We start from the raw sequence: 22,482 nt of genomic DNA, 5'->3' as shown, positions 1-22,482 counted from the left end.
GCGTCTATGAAAAGGGCGTTAAATTAGCCGCTGATCAGGTCCGTGAACTTGAGGCAAGACTGCAGCGGTCAACGGCTTTGAAATGGTGGGACATTACCATCTCGCCAAAAATGGTATTTTGAGAAACGCATCATCCCTTACATAATTTCTGCCTTTTTGCAGAACTGGATCAATGCGTCTGGTGGAGCACTTGCGATGTAACGTTTTAATCAAACCCTAAGCGACCTGATTTTACGTCATGTTCTACTGACGGCGGCGTTTAAGAGTGACAATGAGGCAAGATTCACCAGCAGAAATTATGTTAAGGCCTTTACCTGCTCTCTAGCCTGTGAGCTTCTGAAAATCTAGTTTGGCTTGTCCGTCGTAACGCCACTGCTCATAATTTGATACTCTACATAATGGCCGGACTGGGACGATCAGCGAACTCCAAATTTGATATTTGCCAGCAACTGCTTTCAAGCGATTTTCGGTGGCTCGTTTGCTGTAAAATTATAGTTGGCTGCTTCATATAATTCCGGGTGGACGCATGGAATGAAATATGCCAGTTTGCTATTCAAGCGAAGTGATGTCGACCCTCAGAGTCACCATCTCTCGGTTGTTGCTTGTACTTAGCACTTTTAGTTCAGCATTTACGTAATTCAACACAGTTTCAACCCAACATACTTTTAACGGTTTTTGATCTGTTGTGGTACGCCAAATCAAGGTCGTAACCCGATATTTTTCACGTATTACCCGTTTCATTGCAGTCAATATTTGCAATTTTGCTGTGCGCAAGTACGATCCGATCCGCCAGAAACCGCGCAAACGGCTCAAGATCATCTTTTGCACTGGCGATCTCCAGTGCTTCCATATAAACCTCGCGATCATCCACTCGAATGACAGTCCAAGGATAGCCGCCCTCGGCCAGCATAAGGTTCATGGTGAAGCGTGCCATCCGGCCATTGCCATCCATAAAGGGGTGAATATATCCCAGCAACCAATGGCTCAATGTTGCCCGAACGAACGCATCACCTTCATCGACCATACATTCCTTGAGCGCCTCCATACCGTCCAGCACATGATCAAAGTGTGGAGGCGAGTGCAATGATCCACGCAGAAAAACCATATGCCGACGATAACCGATCAAATCACTTGGCTTCAATATACCGGCATCGACTGATGGTGCAAATAGCTGACGAAACCAGGCTTGATGATGATCCGCAAATAAATCCGCTGCCGATCTCTTATGCGCATAAGCCTGTCCAGCATCACCTTTAACGAGACTGAAGGCGAGCAAATATCCTTTGGCCGCCATGGCTGCAATATGTTGCCTGTCTTCCGGTGAATCGGAATTCCATTGGCCTTCAGCAATCTTTTGGATGAGCTCTGGCGTTACTCGATAACGCTCGATAGATAGACTGTGGTAGGCATCCTCGATTTTCAATGATTCTATGGCAGCCAGATAATGATCCTGGGCGACATCGATTACCTCAACCTTTGGCTTGTACGCCAGGACTGTATTTCGATGCTTGCTCCATAACAATTTGATCCTGGAATACAAGGCATGGCGATTTCGAGCGCTCAAGTGATAGATCGGGTTTTGATCGAACGGTGAGTTGGTAACGACTACTTTGATCGGCAAGCCATCCAACTGTTTTTGAATGCCGTCAGCGAAAGATTGATCGCCTATTTGTCGATAAGCACCAATCAGTCTACCGACACCAACCGCATTGAGTTCGGCCAAAACAGCGATCTCGGAGGGATCGCCGATCTTGCTCATGACAATCTGGATATCGCCGGCATTCGATTGAAAAAAACGCGGCCCCAATGCCGTCAGGCAAACCGGCGCCGTCAAGCAGTAAACACCGCGTACGATTTGTTTTAATGATTTACCCTGAGCCGATTTGCCTGGGTAAATGAATAGTGAGTAATCGCCATACAAGTCAACTTTATAAGTGGCATTCTGGCTGGTGAGAATATTGACCTGCTTAGGAATGACATTGTTTTCGGCATGCATTAACAATGAGTGCTCCGGGCTTAAACAATATTGGTCACCGAATCGCTCCTGAAGGTAGCGTGACACATACTCCCAATAATTGGCAAAGAAAGGTGTTGTATCTCCCGGCGAAGCGGTTGGATCGGAAACAAAGTACCAGCCTTTGATAATTTCCTGCAAAAAGCCATTTTTTTGCAGAATTTCACGTTCAGACTGTTTAAGCTGATTGCCCCTAACAACCCCAAGATCTGAACCCAGCACATCATGCAATGCGCTCAAAGCGGCGGCTAATTTTTTGTTTTCCGGGATACGCTGTCTGCCCATGACGGATCAATTTGCTTGTTATTAAAAAATATATCAACTTGTTTTTGTAAATTATATTTACTTGTTTTTATAAAAACAATATATTTTCATTTTCCTCTGCTGAAGGGGGTGCCTCGCTCATTGCTCATTTATGACCACCCGGCCAGTCATTTCAAAATGCACTATAAATGCACAAATTATTTTGTGCATTTATTATATAATTGATTTATTTGTATTATTTTAATTTGTCTGTCCAATCCAGCATTGGGGCTACGCAGAACCTGTGAGGTTTGAATTTACTGAATTCTGGGATGTTGGTAGCTTGGTAGATTGTGTTCAACATGTGAGATTGATCTTCATTTTTAAACATTTCATGGATATTTTTTATCTATTTTACAGTGTCAAAGACACAAAACATTGGATCGATTTTGTCGATCCCCGGCTACAACTTTACCAAAAGCTTGCGATCGGATTGTTTCAGCGTACAGTTTTCAAATATAGCAGCCCCCATTGTCCAGACAAATTGCGGTGTCTGCGATGTTTTGGTCTCTGGGCAATAATTATCGAACTTCCAGCATTGTCATGGTTTAAGTCCGATGGCTACGAATCTTCATGGTGTCGAAATATCAGGTGCCATGGCTTGGTTGATGATGACATTTTAATAACACCTAAAAGTCCAAATACGCAGCAATGAGTCTTAGCGTACCGACTACGATTAATTTTGAGACTAGAGTTCCTACAAGGTTTTTAGGCAAGCCAAGTATCACTTGAGACCCAGACTTTAGCCGAAATGACTTGTTTATTTTTGGTCAATGCTTTTTTTAATCCAAGAGAACACCATGAATCAACCAGCTTATGCCCATACAAGCTCTGTACATTCGATGCAAGACTGTATCGAATCCTGTAACCAGTGTCATCAAGCCTGCCTGCAAACCGCAATGAACCATTGCCTTAAAGTCGGAGGGAAGCATGTTGAAACTGCGCACTTTCGCCTGATGCTGAACTGTGCTGAAATTTGTCAGACATCGGCAAATTTTCAGCTCAGCAGTTCTCCTTTTCATCCGCTTGTTTGTGAAGTCTGCGCCAAGATTTGTGAAGCCTGCGCAGAAAGTTGCAAAAAGATTGGTGGAATGGATGAGTGCGTTGAAGCCTGTTTAAATTGTGCCGAAAGTTGCCGGAAAATGGCAACTACTGCCCAGCACTAATCATTATACGGATGAACTCAAGCGGTTACTTACGAGGGCTACAACCAACAGTATCGAGCCAAATCAAACGAAGTAGACAGCGCATTAGGCGAGTAATTTAATTTTTACGCGCGCTCGTATCCTGTTTTTTGCTGAACCCAACACCCAGCGATAACCGATCGGAAAGTCTGACGTGGGTTCGGCGCAAAGACCCAAGAGTTATCGAATAAGCCCAACTATTAATTGTTCCTGATTATAAAGATACCTCAGCAACAACGTCTTTCCGGCAGGGATTGCCGGAATCCAGAGCACAAGGAGGTGTTCGGCGCTCGCCATCCATGGCATCTGGATCTCGGCAATCCCTGCCGAGATGACGATTTTTGACTGAGCTGATTGATCTTTATAATCAGGTAATTGTTTGTTGTAAGCCCTATTTCACACCAACTTAAACAGGAAATTTCATCATGAGCACGATCACTACCAAAGATGGCACAGAAATCTACTACAAAGACTGGGGCTCAGGTCCACCCGTAGTATTTAGTCACGGCTGGCCACTCAGCTCTGACGCCTGGGAAAGTCAGATGGTCTTCCTGGCAGCCAATGGCTATCGCTGTATTGCTCATGATCGTCGTGGTCATGGTCGTTCCAGTCAGCCTTACAATGGCAACGACATGGACACCTATGCTGACGATCTCTCAGAGCTGATCGAAAGACTGGATCTAAATGATATTTCTTTAGTTGGCCACTCGACCGGCGGCGGTGAGGTTGTCCGGTATATTGGCCGCCATGGATCTCAACGCGTTGCCAAGGTGGTATTGATGGGTTCTGTTTCGCCGCTGATGCTCAAGACCAACGCCAATCCTGCAGGCCTGCCAGTGGAGGTGTTTGATAAGATTCGTGCCGGGGTAATCGCTGATCGTTCGCAATTTTTCAAGGATCTCACCTCGTCATTCTTCGGCACTGATAGACCTGGGGCCAATATCAGTCAAGGTGTACGCGATGCATTTTGGTTACAGGGCATGCAGGGCGGTTTAAAGAACCAGCTCGACTGTATCAAAGCCTTTTCCGAGACGGATTTTACTCCGGACCTCAAGAAATTCGATATGCCTACCCTTATCATTCACGGCGATGAGGACCAGATTGTGCCGATCGATGCCTCGGCTCACGCTTCGGCAAAATTGATTAAAAATGCGACGTTAATGATTTACCCTGATGGCCCTCATGGTCTCGCAGACACGCATAAAGATAAGCTCAATGCCAACTTATTGGCCTTTCTGAGAGGTAACTAATCACCTGATTAGAATTGATGGCGTAGGTGCTTGATTTCAAGGGACGCGTGAAAACATCCTTGTTGCAGAAGCCTTTTCAACCACCCACCCACACCCATTAAAATTGGAGGGATGAGCAGATACTCTGAAAGCTTAAAACGGCCAGCATTATTGCAACATCATTCGTGCACGCCAACTCCACCTTTGTTCGCTTCCGTACAGAACACGGCTAGATCTAGGTATATCTTAAAAGCCGAGTGCAGGGAGCTAGCCTTTTGCGCTTTAGCCATTGCTATCTGGCGATGACTAAATAATTATTCAGATACGCACTTAACAAAGACAAATAAACGAGTGCTGCAAGCGACCTTCAGCTTTGGTCCAGCAAAGACATCATTTCATTACCTTGAAAACAACACTCACCAGCCAGGAGATCACCATGTTTAAACAATCAACGTTAGTTGTGGTTACGCTAACGGCCGGTCTGCTAATGATGACCAGCCCTATACAAGCCGAATCTGCATTGGAAAATTCCGAAATCAATGTTCGCGACAAAGATAACGCTACATTAACCCCGGAAGATCAAAAGGAAACTGAAGGCGATATCACTATCACGGCTGCAATACGGCAAGCCGTGGTTAAAGATGAGTCGCTATCAGTCAATGCACAGAATATAAAAATTATCACCCGTAATGGCGTAGTGACTTTGCGCGGCCCAGTTGAAACTGAAGCTGAAAGCATAAAACTACAAAAAATCGCCGTGGAAACGAGCGGTGTAGTAAAGGTAGATAATCAACTAGAAAATAAAGCGCCCTAAAGGCCCAGGAGAACGTCATGACTAAATCAGTTTTTTGTATCGCCCAAAATCTCGAACAAACAGAGAGTATTGTTAGTCACCTGAGCACCGCGGGGTTTTCAAACGATGCTATATCGGTGCTTTTTCCCGACAAATCCACGACTCAGGATTTTGCCCATGAAAAGCACACTAAAGCACCCGAAGGAGCGGCTATTGGTGGCACTGTGGGCTTAGGCACGGGTGCTGTAGTTGGTTTGTTAGCCGGGATTGGCGCTTTGGCTATTCCGGGTGTTGGACCGTTAATCGCCGCAGGTCCTATTATGTCGGCACTGAGCGGTGCAGCAGTCGGTGCGGCCACGGGTGGTTTGGCTGGCGGTTTAATAGGCATGGGTATTCCTGAATATGAAGCCAAGCGCTATGAAGGAAAAATAAAAGGAGGAAGCGCCCTGATTTCTGTCCTCGCTAGAACCAGGGATGAGATTGATAAGGCGAAAGATATTTTCGAGAAAGCGGATGCAGAGGATATTTCCTCGACTGAGGAAGCCTCTGTCTAATTAGTGAGAGGCGCATCATTTTTAAATGATGCGCTTCACTCTTCATCTGATACAGGGCTAAGTAAACGTTATCATTAAATAATTACTTCGGAATCTGTCATGCATAACATTGAAGCAATCAACAAATTATTGAAAGATGAATTAGCAGCAACGGAAACCTATCAACAGGCTTTAAATAAGCTTAAAGAAGATGTCAGTCTAGGCGAAGCAGAACAATTAATGCCCATTTATGAGGATCATATCGTTGCAGTTGCCAGTCTCCAGACACAAAGCCGTGATCATGGAGGTACTGCTGATGAGGATGCAGGCGCTTGGGGCACATGGGCAAAATTACTTCTGGGAGGTGCTACTATTCTTGGCCAACAGTCAGTTCTAAAAGCGCTACACGAAGGTGAAAAAAGTGGTGTAGAGGATTATGAAGAAGCTTTAAAGGATACCCAGCTAGCTGCCGATCTTCGCTCATTGATTGAAACAAAGCTGCTGCCTGCTCAAAAAGCGCATGTTCGCACTTTAGATCTACTGTTAGACGCTGCTTAGGCTTTGAGACGATGGCTTTATTACTGATCTATTAGACAGTAAAGTCCGTTAATCAGATTTTTTGAAGTCATTGTCGACTCATCACATCCGTTTGATACGATCTGTTTACAACCCTTTTTACTATCAATGGAGTTACACTCATGATTAATCACTTACCATATAGTTTATTGGCTCTCTTGTTTACCTGCTCGACAGCCTGGGCGAATGAACCAGCAAACTCATCCACAAAAAGTGAGGGCAAACAAAATTGCCCGTCATTCAGCACGCTTGATAACAATCACGATGACTTAATCAGTCGAGATGAAGGTTTAAGCAATGAGTATGTTGCAAGATACTGGGACACACTGGACGTCGACCTGGACGGAAGTTTAACGCCCACAGAATTTGCCAAGCTGGAATCGGTTATGAAAAGAGAAAAGTCTTTAAAAACTGACCATCCTCAAAATGTCGAACAGTATAAAAAGGGGAAATATATTTCTCCCAACGAACAGATCGAACGCAATCGACGCGAAGGTAAGCAGTAATCATATCAAAAAATCAATAGGTTATTCATCGGGGTGCGACGAAAGCAACGTCTATAAGCTTTCCAGCATCGGCTAAATCAGTTGCCGCTGTGATGCGCTTTTTTCTCTATGTGCGCAGTCGTCCAGACCCGTTTTAGTCCTGCGTATAGATTCAAAACGCAGGCTAATGCATTAAAAAAGGCTATGTTGGCGTTAATAGTTGATGTCGCCCCGGCACGGATTGCCGGGGTCTAGAAGCCATGGATGGCGTTGGACTTTCACTTCCTTGTGACTTGGTTTCAGGCAATCCATGCCGGAATGACGGCGTTGACGTAGTTTCAACTACTAAAGCAAACATAGCCAAAAAAACAGGGTAAATGACGTACCTTGGATTCAACTCATCAGCACGCATTAACCCGCTAACCGAAAAAACCTTATATGACATGAATTAAGATAATGCTACCGATATCACTTAGCCTACGTGCAGCAAATTAGTCACCGCCGTTTACGAAGAGACGTTCAGATGCAGTCCGTTGCCCCCCCTGACACACTCTAATAAACTTAACTGACAGGAAATCATTTATGCCTCTTACCAATAATGTCAACACAAACGAACTCGGGCGCCCACTACCAGGCTTCTATCAAGAATCCATCTAATCCCAAACAAGCGCAGCGTCGTTGGAAGCCATCATCGCAGGAGACGCTGCTACAACGGCTCTGAGGCTGATCCTGTTGATGTTAGGAACAGGAATGGGGGGTTACCTTGCCGACAGACTAATAACAAAGTGGGTTGATACGCAATTAGACGAGGACTACTTTAGCGATACCGCGAATGGTTTTTTGTCCTGGGCGGTTGCGGCGCTTATAACCGCCGCGCTAACTGACTTCTTTCATTGGGTCGATGGTTAGCGGTGGAATTCTGGCGAGTGCTACTTTAGCTGGCGGTGTAACCACGAAGATGGGCATTGGGTCCGAGAAAACAAAATTTGATGATGGCCATGAATCCATGGGCTATTTCGTGGATTTTCTGTTTCAAAGAGATATCAATCCTACAGGGCCATAGGATGTACTGAACAGCGTGAAGCGCATCGTTCGCAAACGGTGCGGCTCGCAAACTCACCACCCGCTAGGCTGATTTGGTCTGGACATTAACCATTGGCATTAAGGTTTCGTCTGACACGCTGTTGGCCATAACCCGTCAACCCTCATTCACCTATCACATCTTCAAACGTCTGGCTGTGGGGTTAGGAAAATCAAGATTATAAGAACTGAAAAATAAAGCCTCTATAACAGCCACCCATGCCGACGATATCCACTTGATTGCTGCGCTGCGGCATGGATGTAGTAATGGATTTAAGCTAAAATATTCCACCTGAGGCAGCTGGAAATCCTAGTCATTGTTTCACTGCATGAGGCTTTGTAGCTGCGAACTCCCCGTCCGAATACGCCTTCCCCCGATGCATAGCAAGGAGAGACAATCCATGACCGTACACATTTGCAGAGAGCCCGATGAGAGTCACCCCAACGAATGGTTAAAGCGGGCCGCACACAGCGACACCATCAAGTTTCCGGGAGTCGATAGTTGCCTGGCGATGGCCTTCCTGATGAGCAATGGCTCGATGGTCGGCGCTCATGTCGGCGTATTTTGGGCCGGGCAGAGCGAGATGAGCGATGACTGCGCCAAGAAGATGCTAAAGGCAATGTTGGATTGCCTGCATGTCAGCGACGGCAGAATCGCCAAGTTTCTGATGATCACAGACCTGGCACGAGCGGCCGATGCGGGACTTAAAGTCGGTGGAGGCGGAACGTTTGCCAACGAGGGCAGTTTTTACTTCGACACGAACGCCCGAGAAGCACAGGTACGGCTGAAGCGCTCCGAAACGATCGATATGTGCGTATTCAATAAAGTTACAGGGGCAGTGGACATCGAGCTGAACGGCAATGCGAGCCTGCTCACGATTCACCGCAGTAACCGTACTGTGCTTTCTGTCAATTTCAGCAAGATCAAGTCCGGAACGACGGATATTCCAAATTAAGTGGGCAGATAAGACAGAATAAAAGCCAGCGGCAAGCATTTCAATTCAATGATCCGTAATTGACCCCCTGATTGCCCTGGTAGAACGGGTTAAAACCCTACTCGGCATTCTGTTCTAATGCAGTTAAAAAATAGTGGTTGAGCTTTCAAGTCATTTAAAAAGGGACAATTACTCATGAAAAAAAAAGAAAAATCCAAACATAACGTTGATGCGCACAGTCCCTCGGTTGAGATTGCCGCACCGATCACCATAGACCGACGTTCGCGAGCCGATCGCAAGGACGAGGGCAAAGCAATACGTCTTGCGGTACCGTTGGCGAACCATGCCGACTGGCATGCACCGGCCAATCGCCGAGATCCGATTGATCTCTTAATCGAAACCGGCGCGGGTCGCGTGCCCGAATTGCTGCCGATTCGTTATGGCCGAATGATGCAATCGCCGTTTGCCTTCTACCGGGGAGCGGCAGCTATCATGTCAGCCGATCTGGCGGGATTGCCCTCCACCGGGATTCGTGTGCAGGCCTGCGGCGATTGCCATTTGGTCAACTTCGGTAGCTTTGCTACGCCGGAACGACGGCAGGTCACCGCTATCAACGACTTCGATGAAACCCTGCCGGCGCCCTGGGAGTTTGATATCAAACGACTGGCGGTCAGTTTTGTGGTCGCCGGGCGGAACAACCGCTTCACTGCTGAAGAAGCACGTGGGGCAGCGCAGGCCTGTGCGCGCAGTTATCGCGAGCGCATGCGCGAATTTTCGAAGATGGGAGTGCTCGATACGTGGTACTTCAGCATCGACATGGACGATATAGTTGAACGGATCGAAGACGAGACGACTAAGGCGCGAGCAAAAAAGCGTTTCGCCAAAGCCCGTGACCGCAATATACTGAGTGAGGATTTCCCCGAACTGGTAACCTTCGAAGGCGGCACTCATCGTATCCGTGACAATCCACCTTTAATCTACCATGCTCAGGGCGAAGAAGCGTCCAAAATGGAATCGCGCGTTCGCGAGGCTTTTGAGCGCTACCGCGCTACACTGGCAGAAGACAAGCGACTATTGCTAGATCGCTATGAATATAAGGACCTCGCCGCTAAAGTGGTTGGCGTCGGCAGCGTCGGCACCCGTTGTGCCATTATACTGATGATGGGGGGAGCGGACGAACCGTTGTTCCTGCAGGTCAAGGAAGCAAACGCTTCAGTGCTGGAGCCTTATGTTGGAAAAAGTTCGTACCCGAACCACGGACAGCGCGTGGTGATGGGGCAACGGCTGATGCAGTCGTCAACTGACATTTTTCTGGGTTGGACAGAGACTGATATCGGGAAACACTTTTATATCCGGCAAATGCGCGATATGAAACTCAAACCACTGATCGAGTTGTTCAGCCCAGCCACGATGGCGCAGTACGCTGAAATTTGCGGTTGGGCACTGGCAGGCGCCCATGCCCGTTCCGGCGATGCCGCAAAAATCGCCGGCTATCTGGGCAAGAAAGAAGATTTTGAAATAGCGCTGGCTGATTTCTCTGAAGCCTACGCCGATCAGAATGACAAGGATCACCAGGCGCTCGTTCATGCGGTGCAACAGGGACGACTAGAGGTTTATCTGGAGCGTTGAAGTGAGGCGATCAGTTCCAATAAATCGATAGGCCGTATTGCCAGCAATTCTCAATTTGAGGGTGAAAAAGGGCCGGGGGAAGTTATTTGTGGATGTCGAGCCCCATGGAAGGGTTTACGGCAATCCTCGAAAGGCTTTTCCCAGCCCAAAATGACGCTTAACTTAACAGCCGGTAGCCCTCTTCAATCTGCCTTTGACAGATGCGCCTCAAACTTTTCCAGTGGCACCGGCATGCCGAACAGATACCCCTGGCCTAACCGACAACCTTGTTGTTCCAGAAAATTCCGTTGCTCGGTTGTTTCGACTCCTTCAGCGATAACTTCAATACCTAAATTATTGGCCATGCCGATAATGGTTTGAACAATCAAGGCGTCTGAATGCGTTACGCCGATATTGCGGACAAAGCTCTTGTCGATCTTGAGTTGATCAAGTGGTAATTGCGTCAGATAAGACAGTGATGAGTAGCCGGTGCCAAAATCATCCACCGATAAACTGACCCCAAGTTTTTTGAGTGCCAGCATTTTAGTGACCGAATCACCAATGTCCTTGAGCATCACGTTCTCTGTAAGTTCCAAGGTAAGACGGTTGGGCCGGATGGCCGTTTTTACCAACACCGCCTCGACTTTTTCAACGAATTCAGCTTGACGAAACTGGTTGGCGCTCACATTGACGGCCAATTTAAAGGGGTGCATTTGTGCATTGTTTTCCCAGGCCTTAAGCAAAACACAAGCCGTTTCCAGCACCCAGAGCCCAATCGGCACTATCAGTCCGGTTTCTTCCGCCAAGGGGATAAACTCCATCGGAAGTATCAATCCTCGCTCCGGATGCTGCCAGCGCAATAAGGCCTCGGCGCCGAAGACCTGACCATCGAGGCTGGTTTGTTGCTGAAAATACAGTTGTAATTGATTCTGCGCGAGAGCTACGCGTAAATCAGCCTCCAAAGCCGCACGTTCGGTGACTACTGCCTGCATCTTCTCATCAAAAAAACACAGGGAATTACGTCCATTAACTTTGGCTTGGTACATCGCAATATCAACATGCCTTAATAATTCATCCTCTTCCACTAAATGATCGACAAACAACGTGGCACCCATACTGGATGAACAACGGTAGTCATACCCTTCGAGCAGATAAGGCTCATTCAACGCGGCCAATATTTTTAAACCGGCAGCCTTGACATGTATGGCCGCATCCTCAGGACACGTTCCCAGGTCTTCCAGCATCACGACGAATTCATCGCCTCCCAGACGAGCAGCCGTATCATTCTCGCGAACATTGCTCAACAGCCGCCGAGCAACCTGCTGAAGCAACATATCACCCTTGTTATGCCCCAGCGAGTCATTCAACATTTTGAAGTTATCCAGGTCAATAAACAACAACGCGCCGTATTGCTTGTTCCTGGTACTGGAAGCCAGCGCTTTATGCAATCTATCCTTAAAGAGCTGCCGGTTTGGTAAATGTGTTAATGGATCAAAAAAGGCCAGTTGTTCGATCTGCTCGTTCGCGGCCTTTTGTTGCGAAATATCAGTCAGTGCAATTCGTAAGAGCGGCAGAGCATTGTCGGACTCCCTCAGCAGACAGTCGGCACGAGCATAAAACAAAGTCCCGTCAGCATGATTCATGCGCAAGTCAATTTCTTGCTTCTGACCTTTGGGCTGTTTCATCATAGTCAGGAACAAGCGATACCAACGGTCCCTGTCCTGGTTATCAACAAATTGTGAGAAACGGCGTCTGATCAATTGAGCGCGTTCAATACCCAACAATGCGCATCCGGTCAAGTTTGTCTGGCTAATCAGTCCGTCTTGATTAACGGTAATATAAGCGACCGGGGCAAATTCATAGAGATCGATATAGCGATCCCGCGCTTCCTCCAGTTTGAGATGAGCGTTGCGCAATTGTTCATTCTGCATCTCCAGCTCAATCTTATGGACAAGCAACTCATGCATCAACATATCAGTAGGCTGAGCGGTTTTTTCTGATGGCGACATGCTGACCACCATTGCTTCTGCTTCTGTTCTGAGTAATCGGCGCCGCTCAGATCCATCCCATTTTTGATTCATACTTTGTTTTCCTTAGTTAGTTCGTCGCCAATATCTTCAGTAGTTAACAGAATCAACGACGATTTAATTGACTTGCCCGCCAACCTGCGTGCATTCAGTTTAATTTTGTGGTGTCCGATATCAGGAAAATCATGTTCTACAACATAGCCTTCAACTCTCTGATCGCGGGGCAATATGATTTCCAGTAATTCGCGCAACGCAGGTATATTCCACTGACTGTTACCCAGCTCGTAAATCTTGCGGCCGATGGTGTCTACGGCGATGACCTGAAAATACTGGTAAAAGGCACGGTTAGCTGACACTACCTGTAATTCGCTATCCAGCACCAGCAGCGGTTCACGGATGGTATTGACAATGTTCTCGGCAAGTTCACCCGCCAATTGCACCCGGGTCTCCGCCTCGATACGCTTGCTGATGTCGGTAAATGTAAGCACGACGCCTTCGATCACATTATCCAGTGTACGGTAAGGCTGAATTCGAACCAGATACCATGCACCGCTGTCGGCACGCATTTCCAGCTCTACCGGCACCAACGAGTCAAGCACGGCCTGTGCCTTGTCCAATAATAATTCACTATCAAGATCAGACTTAATATCGCTCAACAATCGACCCACATCAGAGGGCACCAACCGGAAGATACGAATGGCTTCCCGCGTGAAACGCCGAATCTTCATGTGATCATCAAGAAACACGGTGCCAATATTGGTATTGTCCAGCAAATTCTTCATATCATTCTGCATGCCGGCCAGCTGCTCAATTTTGGCCTGCAGTTCTGAATTTACCGTAATAAGCTCTTCATTGACCGATTGGAGTTCCTCTTTGGAGGTTTCCAATTCTTCATTGGTGGATTGCAGCTCCTCGTTGGTTGATTGCATTTCTTCATTGGCAGATTTCAGCTCCTCGTTGGTCGCTTGTTGCTCTTCATTCTGCAATTGATGACTTTCTTTCAGGTAGGCAAGATTACGCTCCAGTTCTTCAATTCGTCCCAGTTCGGCTGTTTTTGCGATGTGTTTATTTTTCGGTTTGACATCCTCCGCAATGGCAACGTCTTGAAAACTCACCAACAACAGATTATGAATGCCATCGAGATCGGGTAAAGGCCGAACACTGAGACTGACCGTCGAGAATCCGCCATTGGTTTTAACCTGTAGCTCATGACCTAGAACAGACGCGCCCTCATTTGCAGCGGCACGAATGGCGGCACGCAACTCCAGTTCCATGCCCTCGCGAGCCATGTCAACCACGTTCAGACTGGCCTGACCGGGTGCCGGGCGAAGATATTTTCCGGTGTCACCGTGTACATAGAGAATATTCCCCTTGTGATCGGTAACCACCGAGGCGGGAGCAAAGCATTGTACGAGCAGCCTGCGGGTCAGTTCGGCAAAGTTGGGTTCAGTTGTTTTTTTCATTGTTTCCTCTGGGGCTGTATCGCCTGATTCTGAGGCCCAGGACACGACATGCGCCATCAGCGCACGAGACGATTTGATGGAATGAGTAGCCCGATAAAGCTTCCATTTTCGATTGAGTGATGAAAAAAGCTCGGTATGATTACCAATGCTTTCCGATGGAGACAGGAACAGCACTCCGTCGGGTTTGAGTGCGTAATGAAACACCGGAATCAATCGGTTCTGCATTTCTGCTTCCAGATAGATCATCAGGTTGCGGCAACTGAGCAGATCGAGTTTGGTGAAAGGCGGATCCTTGATCACATTCTGGGTAGCGAACACAATCATTTCACGAATTTCCTTCTTCACCCGATACCCGGCCTCTTCCTTGATAAAGAATCGGCGCAGCCGTTCCGGCGTGACATCCTGGGCAATATTGGGTGGATAAAAGCCGGCGCGCGCAATTGCTATGGCGTCGTCATCCAGATCGGTACTGTAGATCTGCACCTTGAGTTCCTGGCGTGACTGTTCCATCCGTTCGCGTAACAGTATGGCAATAGAAAATGCCTCCTCACCGGTCGCACAACCCGCAACCCAGACGCGAAAAAGATAGTTATCCGGCTTGTCTGCGCACAGTTGGGGCAATATTTCATTTTCCAAAACAGAAAAGGCCTCTGTGTCGCGAAAGAAATTAGTGACATTGATCAACAACTCTTTGAACAGCAGGTGTACCTCAGCGGGATTCTCCTTGAGATAAAGAGCATAGATATCGGCATCATCGATATTGTTTTGTGACATGCGGCGCTCGATGCGCCGGCCAATAGTGCTTTTTTTATATAATGCAAAATCATGTCCGGTTATGGTACGCAATTGCATTAATATCCGGTTTATGCCTTTTACGACTTTGGGCATTTCCGGGTGAACCGCCATTTTGCCGGCACCTTTGCGCAACGCATCCGGCATTTTATCGACGGGCAGCACATGGGAGGCATAACCGGCATGAATGGCGCTGGTAGGCATACCGTCGTATTTTGCAGTAGCAGGCTCCTGTACCAGCGAGAGTCCGCCCGCACCGAGGATAGCGCGTAAACCCAAGGTACCATCGGTGCCCGTTCCGGAAAGGATGATGCCGACGGCTTTTTCCTCCTGGTCTTCAGCCAGTGACCGCAGAAATGCATCAATCGGCATCCGCTGCCCGCGGGGTTCATTAGGCACACTCAGTTGCAGTTTTCCATGAAAAATCGCCATATCTCTGTTCGGCGGAATGACATACACACAATTGCGGGCCACCTGTAATTGATCCTGTGCCTCGACCACCGGCATAGAGGTAGTGCGCTGCAGGATTTCAGTCAGCAGACTGGCGTGGTTGGGATCGAGATGCTGTACCAACACAAAGGCCATACCGCTATCAATAGGCGCATGACGGAAAAATTGCTCCAAAGCTTCCAGGCCACCGGCAGAAGCGCCAATGCCTACGATGGGGAAACGGTCTTCTGTGTTTTTTGATTCCATAATGGGCGAATTATTCAGACGGGGAGCTTAGCAGGGATAATTTATTCAAATTCATAAATCGCCTCGCAAAATTAAGCGGAATTTCTTCATTGCCATTCTACACCTAGTGTTTCCGGTTGTTGATGAATAGCCTCGACCCAGCAATTCCCAGTTTGATGATAAAAAAAGGAGAGACGTAAGCTTTGCGGGGTTGTCGGCAGCAGGGATGCTGTCGTCAAGCCCCCATGGATGGGTTTACGGCGTTCCTCGCAAGGCTTGCGCCTCCCCACGAATCTACATAAAAGTTCAAACTGGCAATTGCTCGCCTCGGCCAGGAAAAAAGAGTCTCACCGGATACAGGAAACGCTCAATCATTATCGAAATGAATCGATAGGCAGTATTTTAGGCGCGGGCCATGCCCGCGACCAAAGGCGGTTCAAACGCGTCCATGGCCAGCACCTACAAAATACACCGTTTTTTTTATAACGGGTCTGTACGATCAGGCACATTGAACAAGACTTATGTTTGCCACCGAACCGACTCAAGTCATCCCTGCGATCTATAGTGACTCAGGCTTGATGAATTGATGTGAAATAAAGGCATAAGCATTCGTTTTAACTCAAGAGATACAAGCCCCTATCACGCGGTGCGCTTACAAGCTCTAAGAAATTAGAGATCCGGTGAACGCACCGCATTCAAAACAGGTTATCAGCTCGAAATTTTAATTGAACCTGCTTAATCCCAACTCAATGTAACCTTTATGAAAAACAAAAATTCAACTCGCACAACACCTTATAAAAGCATGCAGTTATCCAGAATCATTCCGGTAGCTGTCGTAATCGGTCTCGGCCTTGCCATTGTAATTAATCCGGCAAATGCAGGTAAATCAACGTCCAACAGTCTTCACTCGCAAAGTAATCCGGCAGAAAATACTGGAGATGGCAAAGGAAAATTACCCACATTTGCCGAAGCCGATACCAATGGCGATCATTTCGTGACCAAAAGAGAATTACAAAATTTCCCTTATTTATTGCAAACCTTTGACAAAGTCGACGCAGGAAATGATGGCAAACTGGAACAACATGAATACCAGAACCTTGAAATGGAAACCAAACGGGAAGGCGAAGTCAAGTAACCCAGCAACTATAGCCAAACCGCAGAAAAATTAGCCCCTCTATAATCCGTTGATGTAAATCGACGGATGCTTAGAATTCTTGGTGATTGACGCAACACCCTTAGTGGCCTGAGACAGGAGCCACTCGCCAGACAATATTGCCAACGTCATCGGCGACCAGCAAGGCCGATTGCTTATCAAGCGCGACACCTACTGGACGACCAAAGGCTTCCCCGTCTTTGCTGACAAAATCCGTCAACACATCAATCGGCTCACCGAAAGGTTTGCCTGCGCTAAAAGGCACAAAAAGAACCCTGTAGCCGCTACTTGGCTTGCGGTTCCACGAACCATGCTGACCGATAAACACGCCATTATTGAATGGCGACGGCCATGTTGAATTTCTGGAATAAACAAGGCCCAGCGAAGCGGTATGGGAACCCAGCCCATAATCGGGCACTCTGGCTTTGGCAACAAGATCGGGCCGCTGCGGCTGAACCCGTACATCCACATGTTGGCCAAAATAGCTGTAAGGCCAGCCGAAAAAACTGCCGTCGGGCACCGATGTCAGGTAATCCGGAACAAGATCGCTGCCGAGTAAATCGCGCTCGTTGACCACAGTCCAGAGTGCTCCGCCATCAGGCTCCCAGGCCAGGCCATTGGGATTGCGAAGACCGGATGCGTAAATCCGGTAACTTCCCTGAACAGGATCGACCTCCCAAATAGCGGCACGGCCCACTTCCTGATCCATGCCGTTCTCGGCTATATTGCTGTTTGATCCCACTGTCACATAGAGCCTTGATCCGTCAGGACTAGCCAGCACATTTTTGGTCCAGTGGTGATTGAGTGAACCACCCGGCAAATCCAAAACCTTGACGCCCTTTTGGGTAATCCGGGTTTCACCGCCCTTATAGTGAAACCTCATCAGTGCATCCGTGTTGGCCACATAGAAATCGTTACCGATTAGCGCCATGCCGAAAGGTGAATTAAGTCCTTCGAGAAATACAGTACGCGTTTCTGCCACGCCGTCACCATCTTCATCACGCAGAAAGGTGATGCGATTCGCACTGGGCCGCCCTGCTCCAGCCTTGTTCATTGCCAACTTAATCAACCAACTTTTGATCCCATCGACAGGCCGATCCGGCCCATTGGTCTCGGCAACCAGTACATCACCATTCGGCAACACATAAAGCCAGCGCGGGTGATCGAGATTAGCGGCAAATGCGTTTACGGTCAGCCCTGGCGCCGGAACGGGTGAAGCGTTTTCCGGCCAGCCTACTGCTTTTGCAATGTTGACGGTGGGTATCAGGGTTGGATTAGGTGGCGGCAGCTGCGGATCCGGACCGATGCCCGCTGAAATCGGCAACTGAGCAGTTTCCCCGCAGGCCGACAGCACTGTCGCTATCAGTGTAAATAAAATGACGAACCGTGGACGCATAACGTCAGAACTCCTGTGTTTAATGCTAATCGCTGATCATTTTCTGCAAAAACTCGGACATCCCGTCAATTAACGGGCGATGGGATATGCAGGCCATGTAGATCTCGATAGAACCAGCACAGTCGAGGCGTTGAACATTTGGTTGTGAAGTCATCCCGGCAGGGATTGCCGGGATCCAGGACACAAGGAAGTGCCACAGCCTTTGCCATCCATGGCTTCTGGATTCCGGCGATACCTGCCGGAAAGACGGCAACTATTAATGTAAACATAATTGCCCAACAAGCCTGAGCATCTCTATATAAACTGAGAAACTAAAGTTTTAAAGCATTCTTGCAGGGGCGAATAACTGCGCCCCTGCAGATATTTTCGGATAGATCTTTGGCCTAATCCTAAAGTGCTCTTCGTCCTTGAATGATATTAAGCACAACAACGATCAATGCGATTACCAGCAAAATGTGGATAAATCCGCCCAAAGTGTATGAGGACACCAGACCTAATACCCAAAGAACGACCAGGATAATTGCTAGATTGATTAACATATCATTCTCCCTAAAGAGCCGTCGATTGACGGCGTTGGATGAGCCGTTACAGCCAAAGGGTATTAACCCGTCATGACTGGAAGCTCAATAAAGCGCAATTATTTGTCTTCCTTGATATCCTGTTTAATGTCGCCATAGCCCTTTTGAGCTTTACCGAGATTCTTTTGGATGTTTCCTTCTATCTCCATGCCTTTATCATCCAGTATCTTGCCGGTAACTTCCTTGACTGTCCCTTTCGTCTCTTCGACGCGGCCTTCTACTTGATCTTCATTCATGGGCGCTTCTATTTTGCTTTCTTCGGCATAAATTGCAAACGATGAGAGAGCCAGAATAATGCCGGCTACTTTTAAGATGAGTTTCATATTTATTTCCTGTAAAAAAGGTTGGAGAATCTAATGACCTCCGGAAGGCCTGGGTAATAAGATGTAATCCGTTCGCCTGAGCTTCTAAAAGGGCGGAGGTTCATGGTCCGATAAACTCGCCACGAACGTTTTTTACAACCACCCGTCAGAACCAAATTGACCGACTATTAGTCGTCAACTGCCTTCTTGATATCTTCTTTAAGGTCACCAAAACCGGATTTAATCTTGCCGACATTTTTCTCGATAGTACCTTCCGCTTCCAATTCATCGTCATCCAGTACCTTGCCAATGACTTCCTTGACTTTACCTTTCGCTTCTTCGGCTCGGCCTTTTACTTGATCTTTGTTCATGGGGAACTCCTGATAATTGTTTTTATTTGTTTTTGAGTGAAGTCTGATACGGCTTATCACTCGATTAAAACAATACTCAAAATTTTGAACGCAGTCGGTACGCCAGCGCACATTACCGAGACAGCAATTTTCAATTTGAAGGGGAAAAAGGGCTGGGGAAAGCTTTTTGAGGGTGTCGGCAGAAGGGATTGAAGCACTGGAAAAGCGCCTCAAATTCGCAGGGATAGCATTTTACTTAATCAGCTATCCCCACGAAAGATTGGGATGACTTCTTATCTTGTTAACATTGACTCGATTTTAGTTTAATCCGCCACAAGCCAGGTCAATAGACTTTTCTTGTGGCGGGATTTCAAACTAAAACACCCGCTCGCTCTCCAGGTCACCCGGGTGACATTTATACGGAGAATAGAACGTGCTTCCTGCCACACAGCGCCACATACTGGGGTTTGTAAAACTGGGCGCGAGCCGCACATTCGTCGCTTGCTCTAAGGCATAGCCGGCGGCAAGGAGTTTATCCTCGCTAAAGGCTGTGCCGACGAACGTGACACCTATCGGGTTACGGCCCGCGCTGCCCGTGCCATAGCCCGCAGGAACGGTCAGGACAGGGTAACCTGCGCGGTCGGCGATCCCAACCAGCGTGTTGCCGCTAGGTACAACGATGGCGACGAAGTCATCGGTGACATCATCGGGCGTCCCGTTAGTCAGGATGGTATCAATCAGCGCCTGACTGGAGACTTGCCCCAACACCTTTTCAGACTCGTAAATGGAATTTACGGCCGGATCGGACAAATTCACTTCCTGAGCACTCAGCAGCTCTCTCTGCTGGTACTTCAGACCCTCGACGGGATTAGCATCATTGTAATCAATGATTGCCTGCAGTGACTTGGCTCCACTACCTTGAAGGGTTGATAAATAGCTGTTCAAGTCACGCTTAAACTCCCTGGTTACGATACTGTCCGGATTTGGATTAGGCGCCCCAATTGATTTGACGACCACTGTGGCACCCAGCCCCTGAAGCGCGCTCACCACGGCAGGATAGGGTGCTGCCGTAGATGATATTACGGCAATTCGCTTGCCGCTTAATGCTGCCGGCGAAAGCCCCGAGAGGTAATCCGGTACATCCGGTATCTCCGAAGTCGCGTCATCGACAGGATCAATACCCGCCAAAACTCCCAACGCAGTGGCGGCATCGTAAACTGTCCGCGTGATAGGACCTGGCGAGTCCTGCGATTTAGCTACCGGCAACACACCGGTGCGACTGACCAGACCAACTGTCGGCTTGAGCGCTACGACACCAGCAATACCGGCTGGTGCAATGATCTGCGCCGAGTCGGTCGATGTTTCCATCCCCACTGTCATGGCGGCCAAACCGGTAGCTGTCGCAGCCGCTGAACCGGCCGACGAACCGCCTGGCGTTTTATCGGTATCGGACGGGATCAACACCTGGCCTCCCAGCGAGGAGTAACCCTCAGGCAGGTTTTGGTCAAATATTCCGTTAAGCTCAGTAACATTGGTCTTGCCAAGAATAATGGCGCCAGCCGCCTTGAGCTTGGCAACTATCATGGAATCCTTCGCAGGCAGTGCATGCTGTAAGGCGATTGAACCCGCAGTTGTCGGCATTCCGGAAACGTCAATCACGTCGTCAAGCAACACCGGTATACCGTGCAAGGGTCCACGCAACTTGCCCCGTTTCCGCTCGGCATCAAGACGGCCCGCCTCGCCCAGCGCTCCCAAATTGACCTCTCTAACAGCCTGGATCGCAGGCCCTTCTGCATTGGTCAAAGCAATACGAGCCAGGTAAGCTCTCGTCAACTGCTGCGCTGTCAGCGTGCCTGCCGTCATACGCGCCTGCAGACTTTCTACCGATTCAGTCTCTAATGAGAACGGCAGCTTCGGTGCGGTTTTAACCATACCCTTGAGGCTTTCGTAATCTGGATTGCAACTGCCTCGTTCGTGGAATGGCGGCAGCGGCACTGTCTTGGCGCAGCGGTACATGCTCGGGTTCAATTCAGAAGCCGTTTGGCGTAACTGAGTGGACTGCTCTATCACGTAAGCCACACCGATCAGATCACGCTCGCTGTTCGCGTTGCCATGAATCGATAGACCGATCGCGCGCCTGTTGGTCAAGTTATAGCCCATCGGGATCGTGATCTGCGGCGTTCCGGCAGTCGCACCGCTGGGCACGGTTCCGAGGATGGCAATGAAATCATCGCTAGGATCGTCAGGCGTATCGTTGTTCATCATTCGGTTGATGGCGGCCCATTGTGCTGCGCGTCTGATAGGCATAGCTGCACGATAAGCAATCTCCTGGGGGCCGCCGGGAGTAACATCGCCATTATTCAAGGCATTGACATGATTGATGTGACCAAACTTCAGCGCCTCCTGCGAATTTGCAATATTATCGGCAACCTCCTCCGCCAGTGACTGTATAGGGGCGCTAGGGCCAAGGTTTTTGTAATATTCGTTGATGGATTTGTGCTGTTGGTAGCCGGCTGGCAGGCCAGGCACGGTCCCTACCGCAATTTGCGGGCGCTCGACCATAATTGCGCCTGCAGCGACTAGCGCGTCAAATGCAATCTTGGCTGGGGACCCGTCTGCGAACGTACCGTTGTAGCCTATGCGTTTTCCCTGAACGAAGTCCATACGCAGTGCCGACATATAGTCCGGTAACTGATCCGGAACCCTGGTGATAGACTCAAACCAGTTCGGGCCAAAAACAGACTCGTAGGCTGCATCGCTAACTGGATCAAACCCGACGATAGACTGCAGCGTCATCGCCGCTTCAGCCACAGTTTTGGTCATTGGACCGGCCGTATCTTGTGACGCAGAAATTGGAGCAATGCCGTCGGGGAGTCGCTATTTTTGCGAAAGCTTGTTTTGGGCATCCCAGCCCAATCAAGCAGCAAAAAAATACGCGACCACTGATGCCTCCGGCGGCCCCGATTCGTCCGCGTCGCCTCGTTTCGACCCAACAAGGGGTCGAAA

The 22,482-nt window shown here is 48.5% G+C and carries 18 protein-coding genes; 10 read left to right on the top strand and 8 right to left on the bottom strand.

All coding sequences use genetic code 11. The features are described 5' to 3' along the window. Window positions 1-721: 721 nt before the first annotated feature. Window positions 722-2,299 (bottom strand): Fic family protein, encoded by a 1,578-nt coding sequence (locus Q7V32_RS18760; RefSeq protein ID WP_304898509.1) that lies wholly within the window; start codon window positions 2,297-2,299, stop codon window positions 722-724. A gap of 818 nt (window positions 2,300-3,117) precedes the next feature. Between Q7V32_RS18760 and Q7V32_RS18755 the strand changes: the two genes are divergently transcribed. The 9 genes from Q7V32_RS18755 (at window position 3,118) to Q7V32_RS18715 (ending at window position 10,761) form a co-directional block, all read left to right on the top strand. Further along, the gene (locus tag Q7V32_RS18755) at window positions 3,118-3,483 is read left to right on the top strand and encodes a four-helix bundle copper-binding protein (protein ID WP_304898508.1); all 366 of its coding nucleotides are present in this window, start codon (window positions 3,118-3,120) and stop codon (window positions 3,481-3,483) included. A 443-nt stretch (window positions 3,484-3,926) separates the two neighbouring features. Then, the gene (locus tag Q7V32_RS18750) at window positions 3,927-4,751 is read left to right on the top strand and encodes an alpha/beta fold hydrolase (protein WP_304898507.1); all 825 of its coding nucleotides are present in this window, start codon (window positions 3,927-3,929) and stop codon (window positions 4,749-4,751) included. 415 nt (window positions 4,752-5,166) lie between these two features. After that, window positions 5,167-5,544, top strand: a complete 378-nt coding sequence (locus Q7V32_RS18745; RefSeq protein WP_304898506.1) for a BON domain-containing protein — start codon at window positions 5,167-5,169, stop codon at window positions 5,542-5,544. A 17-nt stretch (window positions 5,545-5,561) separates the two neighbouring features. After that, window positions 5,562-6,077: a hypothetical protein gene (locus Q7V32_RS18740; protein ID WP_304898505.1), complete on the top strand. Its 516-nt coding sequence runs from the start codon at window positions 5,562-5,564 to the stop codon at window positions 6,075-6,077. Window positions 6,078-6,176: 99 nt separating this feature from the next. Beyond that, window positions 6,177-6,614 carry a DUF2383 domain-containing protein gene (locus tag Q7V32_RS18735; protein ID WP_304898504.1) on the top strand — a complete coding sequence of 146 codons (438 nt, stop codon included), beginning with the start codon at window positions 6,177-6,179 and terminating at the stop codon, window positions 6,612-6,614. Between the two features lie 140 nt (window positions 6,615-6,754). Then, window positions 6,755-7,138 carry a hypothetical protein gene (locus Q7V32_RS18730; RefSeq protein WP_304898503.1) on the top strand — a complete coding sequence of 128 codons (384 nt, stop codon included), beginning with the start codon at window positions 6,755-6,757 and terminating at the stop codon, window positions 7,136-7,138. 657 nt (window positions 7,139-7,795) lie between these two features. Further along, window positions 7,796-8,026 (top strand): hypothetical protein, encoded by a 231-nt coding sequence (locus tag Q7V32_RS18725; RefSeq protein WP_304898502.1) that lies wholly within the window; start codon window positions 7,796-7,798, stop codon window positions 8,024-8,026. A gap of 572 nt (window positions 8,027-8,598) precedes the next feature. After that, window positions 8,599-9,153: a hypothetical protein gene (locus Q7V32_RS18720; RefSeq protein WP_304898501.1), complete on the top strand. Its 555-nt coding sequence runs from the start codon at window positions 8,599-8,601 to the stop codon at window positions 9,151-9,153. Between the two features lie 174 nt (window positions 9,154-9,327). Next, window positions 9,328-10,761 (top strand): DUF2252 domain-containing protein, encoded by a 1,434-nt coding sequence (locus tag Q7V32_RS18715; protein ID WP_304898500.1) that lies wholly within the window; start codon window positions 9,328-9,330, stop codon window positions 10,759-10,761. Window positions 10,762-10,943: 182 nt separating this feature from the next. Here Q7V32_RS18715 and Q7V32_RS18710 read toward each other — a convergent pair whose 3' ends face one another. Beyond that, on the bottom strand, window positions 10,944-12,821 hold the full coding sequence (locus Q7V32_RS18710; protein WP_304898499.1) for a bifunctional diguanylate cyclase/phosphodiesterase: 1,878 nt from the start codon (window positions 12,819-12,821) through the stop codon (window positions 10,944-10,946). Continuing rightward, the gene (locus Q7V32_RS18705; RefSeq protein ID WP_304898498.1) at window positions 12,818-15,718 is read right to left on the bottom strand and encodes a chemotaxis protein CheB; all 2,901 of its coding nucleotides are present in this window, start codon (window positions 15,716-15,718) and stop codon (window positions 12,818-12,820) included. The genes Q7V32_RS18710 and Q7V32_RS18705 overlap by 4 nt, the downstream gene beginning before the upstream one ends. Before the next feature lie 739 nt (window positions 15,719-16,457). On the opposite strand from Q7V32_RS18705, the gene Q7V32_RS18700 reads away from it, so the two are divergent. After that, a complete protein-coding gene (locus Q7V32_RS18700; protein ID WP_304898497.1) occupies window positions 16,458-16,832 on the top strand; it encodes an EF-hand domain-containing protein in 375 nt (124 codons plus the stop codon). A 100-nt stretch (window positions 16,833-16,932) separates the two neighbouring features. Here the strand turns inward: Q7V32_RS18700 and Q7V32_RS18695 are convergent, their stop codons facing one another. The 5 genes from Q7V32_RS18695 to Q7V32_RS18675 form a co-directional block, all read right to left on the bottom strand. Further along, the gene (locus tag Q7V32_RS18695; protein WP_304898496.1) at window positions 16,933-18,246 is read right to left on the bottom strand and encodes a sorbosone dehydrogenase family protein; all 1,314 of its coding nucleotides are present in this window, start codon (window positions 18,244-18,246) and stop codon (window positions 16,933-16,935) included. Between the two features lie 389 nt (window positions 18,247-18,635). After that, a complete protein-coding gene (locus tag Q7V32_RS18690; protein WP_304898495.1) occupies window positions 18,636-18,785 on the bottom strand; it encodes a lmo0937 family membrane protein in 150 nt (49 codons plus the stop codon). A 98-nt stretch (window positions 18,786-18,883) separates the two neighbouring features. Further along, the gene (locus Q7V32_RS18685) at window positions 18,884-19,147 is read right to left on the bottom strand and encodes a CsbD family protein (RefSeq protein ID WP_304898494.1); all 264 of its coding nucleotides are present in this window, start codon (window positions 19,145-19,147) and stop codon (window positions 18,884-18,886) included. Between the two features lie 167 nt (window positions 19,148-19,314). Next, the gene (locus Q7V32_RS18680; protein WP_304898493.1) at window positions 19,315-19,497 is read right to left on the bottom strand and encodes a CsbD family protein; all 183 of its coding nucleotides are present in this window, start codon (window positions 19,495-19,497) and stop codon (window positions 19,315-19,317) included. A gap of 354 nt (window positions 19,498-19,851) precedes the next feature. Further along, entirely contained in the window at window positions 19,852-22,299 is a 2,448-nt protein-coding gene (locus tag Q7V32_RS18675; RefSeq protein WP_304898492.1) for an amidase family protein, read from the bottom strand. Between the last annotated feature and the right edge of the window lie 183 nt (window positions 22,300-22,482).

The organism is Methylicorpusculum sp. (assembly GCF_030651835.1).
Lineage (GTDB): Bacteria > Pseudomonadota > Gammaproteobacteria > Methylococcales > Methylomonadaceae > Methylicorpusculum.
This window is presented reverse-complemented; position numbering and strand designations above follow the sequence as displayed.

Bases quoted from the DNA above. Each gene is read 5' to 3' on its own strand.
- Q7V32_RS18690 (WP_304898495.1), bottom strand. From the start codon at position 18,785: ATGTTAATCAATCTAGCAATTATCCTGGTCGTTCTTTGGGTATTAGGT.
- Q7V32_RS18700 (WP_304898497.1), top strand. From the start codon at position 16,458: ATGAAAAACAAAAATTCAACTCGCACAACACCTTATAAAAGCATGCAG.
- Q7V32_RS18760 (WP_304898509.1), bottom strand. From the start codon at position 2,299: ATGGGCAGACAGCGTATCCCGGAAAACAAAAAATTAGCCGCCGCTTTG.
- Q7V32_RS18705 (WP_304898498.1), bottom strand. From the start codon at position 15,718: ATGGAATCAAAAAACACAGAAGACCGTTTCCCCATCGTAGGCATTGGC.
- Q7V32_RS18750 (WP_304898507.1), top strand. From the start codon at position 3,927: ATGAGCACGATCACTACCAAAGATGGCACAGAAATCTACTACAAAGAC.
- Q7V32_RS18695 (WP_304898496.1), bottom strand. From the start codon at position 18,246: ATGCGTCCACGGTTCGTCATTTTATTTACACTGATAGCGACAGTGCTG.
- Q7V32_RS18675 (WP_304898492.1), bottom strand. From the start codon at position 22,299: ATGACCAAAACTGTGGCTGAAGCGGCGATGACGCTGCAGTCTATCGTC.
- Q7V32_RS18735 (WP_304898504.1), top strand. From the start codon at position 6,177: ATGCATAACATTGAAGCAATCAACAAATTATTGAAAGATGAATTAGCA.
- Q7V32_RS18755 (WP_304898508.1), top strand. From the start codon at position 3,118: ATGAATCAACCAGCTTATGCCCATACAAGCTCTGTACATTCGATGCAA.
- Q7V32_RS18715 (WP_304898500.1), top strand. From the start codon at position 9,328: ATGAAAAAAAAAGAAAAATCCAAACATAACGTTGATGCGCACAGTCCC.
- Q7V32_RS18720 (WP_304898501.1), top strand. From the start codon at position 8,599: ATGACCGTACACATTTGCAGAGAGCCCGATGAGAGTCACCCCAACGAA.
- Q7V32_RS18680 (WP_304898493.1), bottom strand. From the start codon at position 19,497: ATGAACAAAGATCAAGTAAAAGGCCGAGCCGAAGAAGCGAAAGGTAAA.
- Q7V32_RS18745 (WP_304898506.1), top strand. From the start codon at position 5,167: ATGTTTAAACAATCAACGTTAGTTGTGGTTACGCTAACGGCCGGTCTG.
- Q7V32_RS18740 (WP_304898505.1), top strand. From the start codon at position 5,562: ATGACTAAATCAGTTTTTTGTATCGCCCAAAATCTCGAACAAACAGAG.
- Q7V32_RS18710 (WP_304898499.1), bottom strand. From the start codon at position 12,821: ATGAATCAAAAATGGGATGGATCTGAGCGGCGCCGATTACTCAGAACA.
- Q7V32_RS18730 (WP_304898503.1), top strand. From the start codon at position 6,755: ATGATTAATCACTTACCATATAGTTTATTGGCTCTCTTGTTTACCTGC.
- Q7V32_RS18685 (WP_304898494.1), bottom strand. From the start codon at position 19,147: ATGAAACTCATCTTAAAAGTAGCCGGCATTATTCTGGCTCTCTCATCG.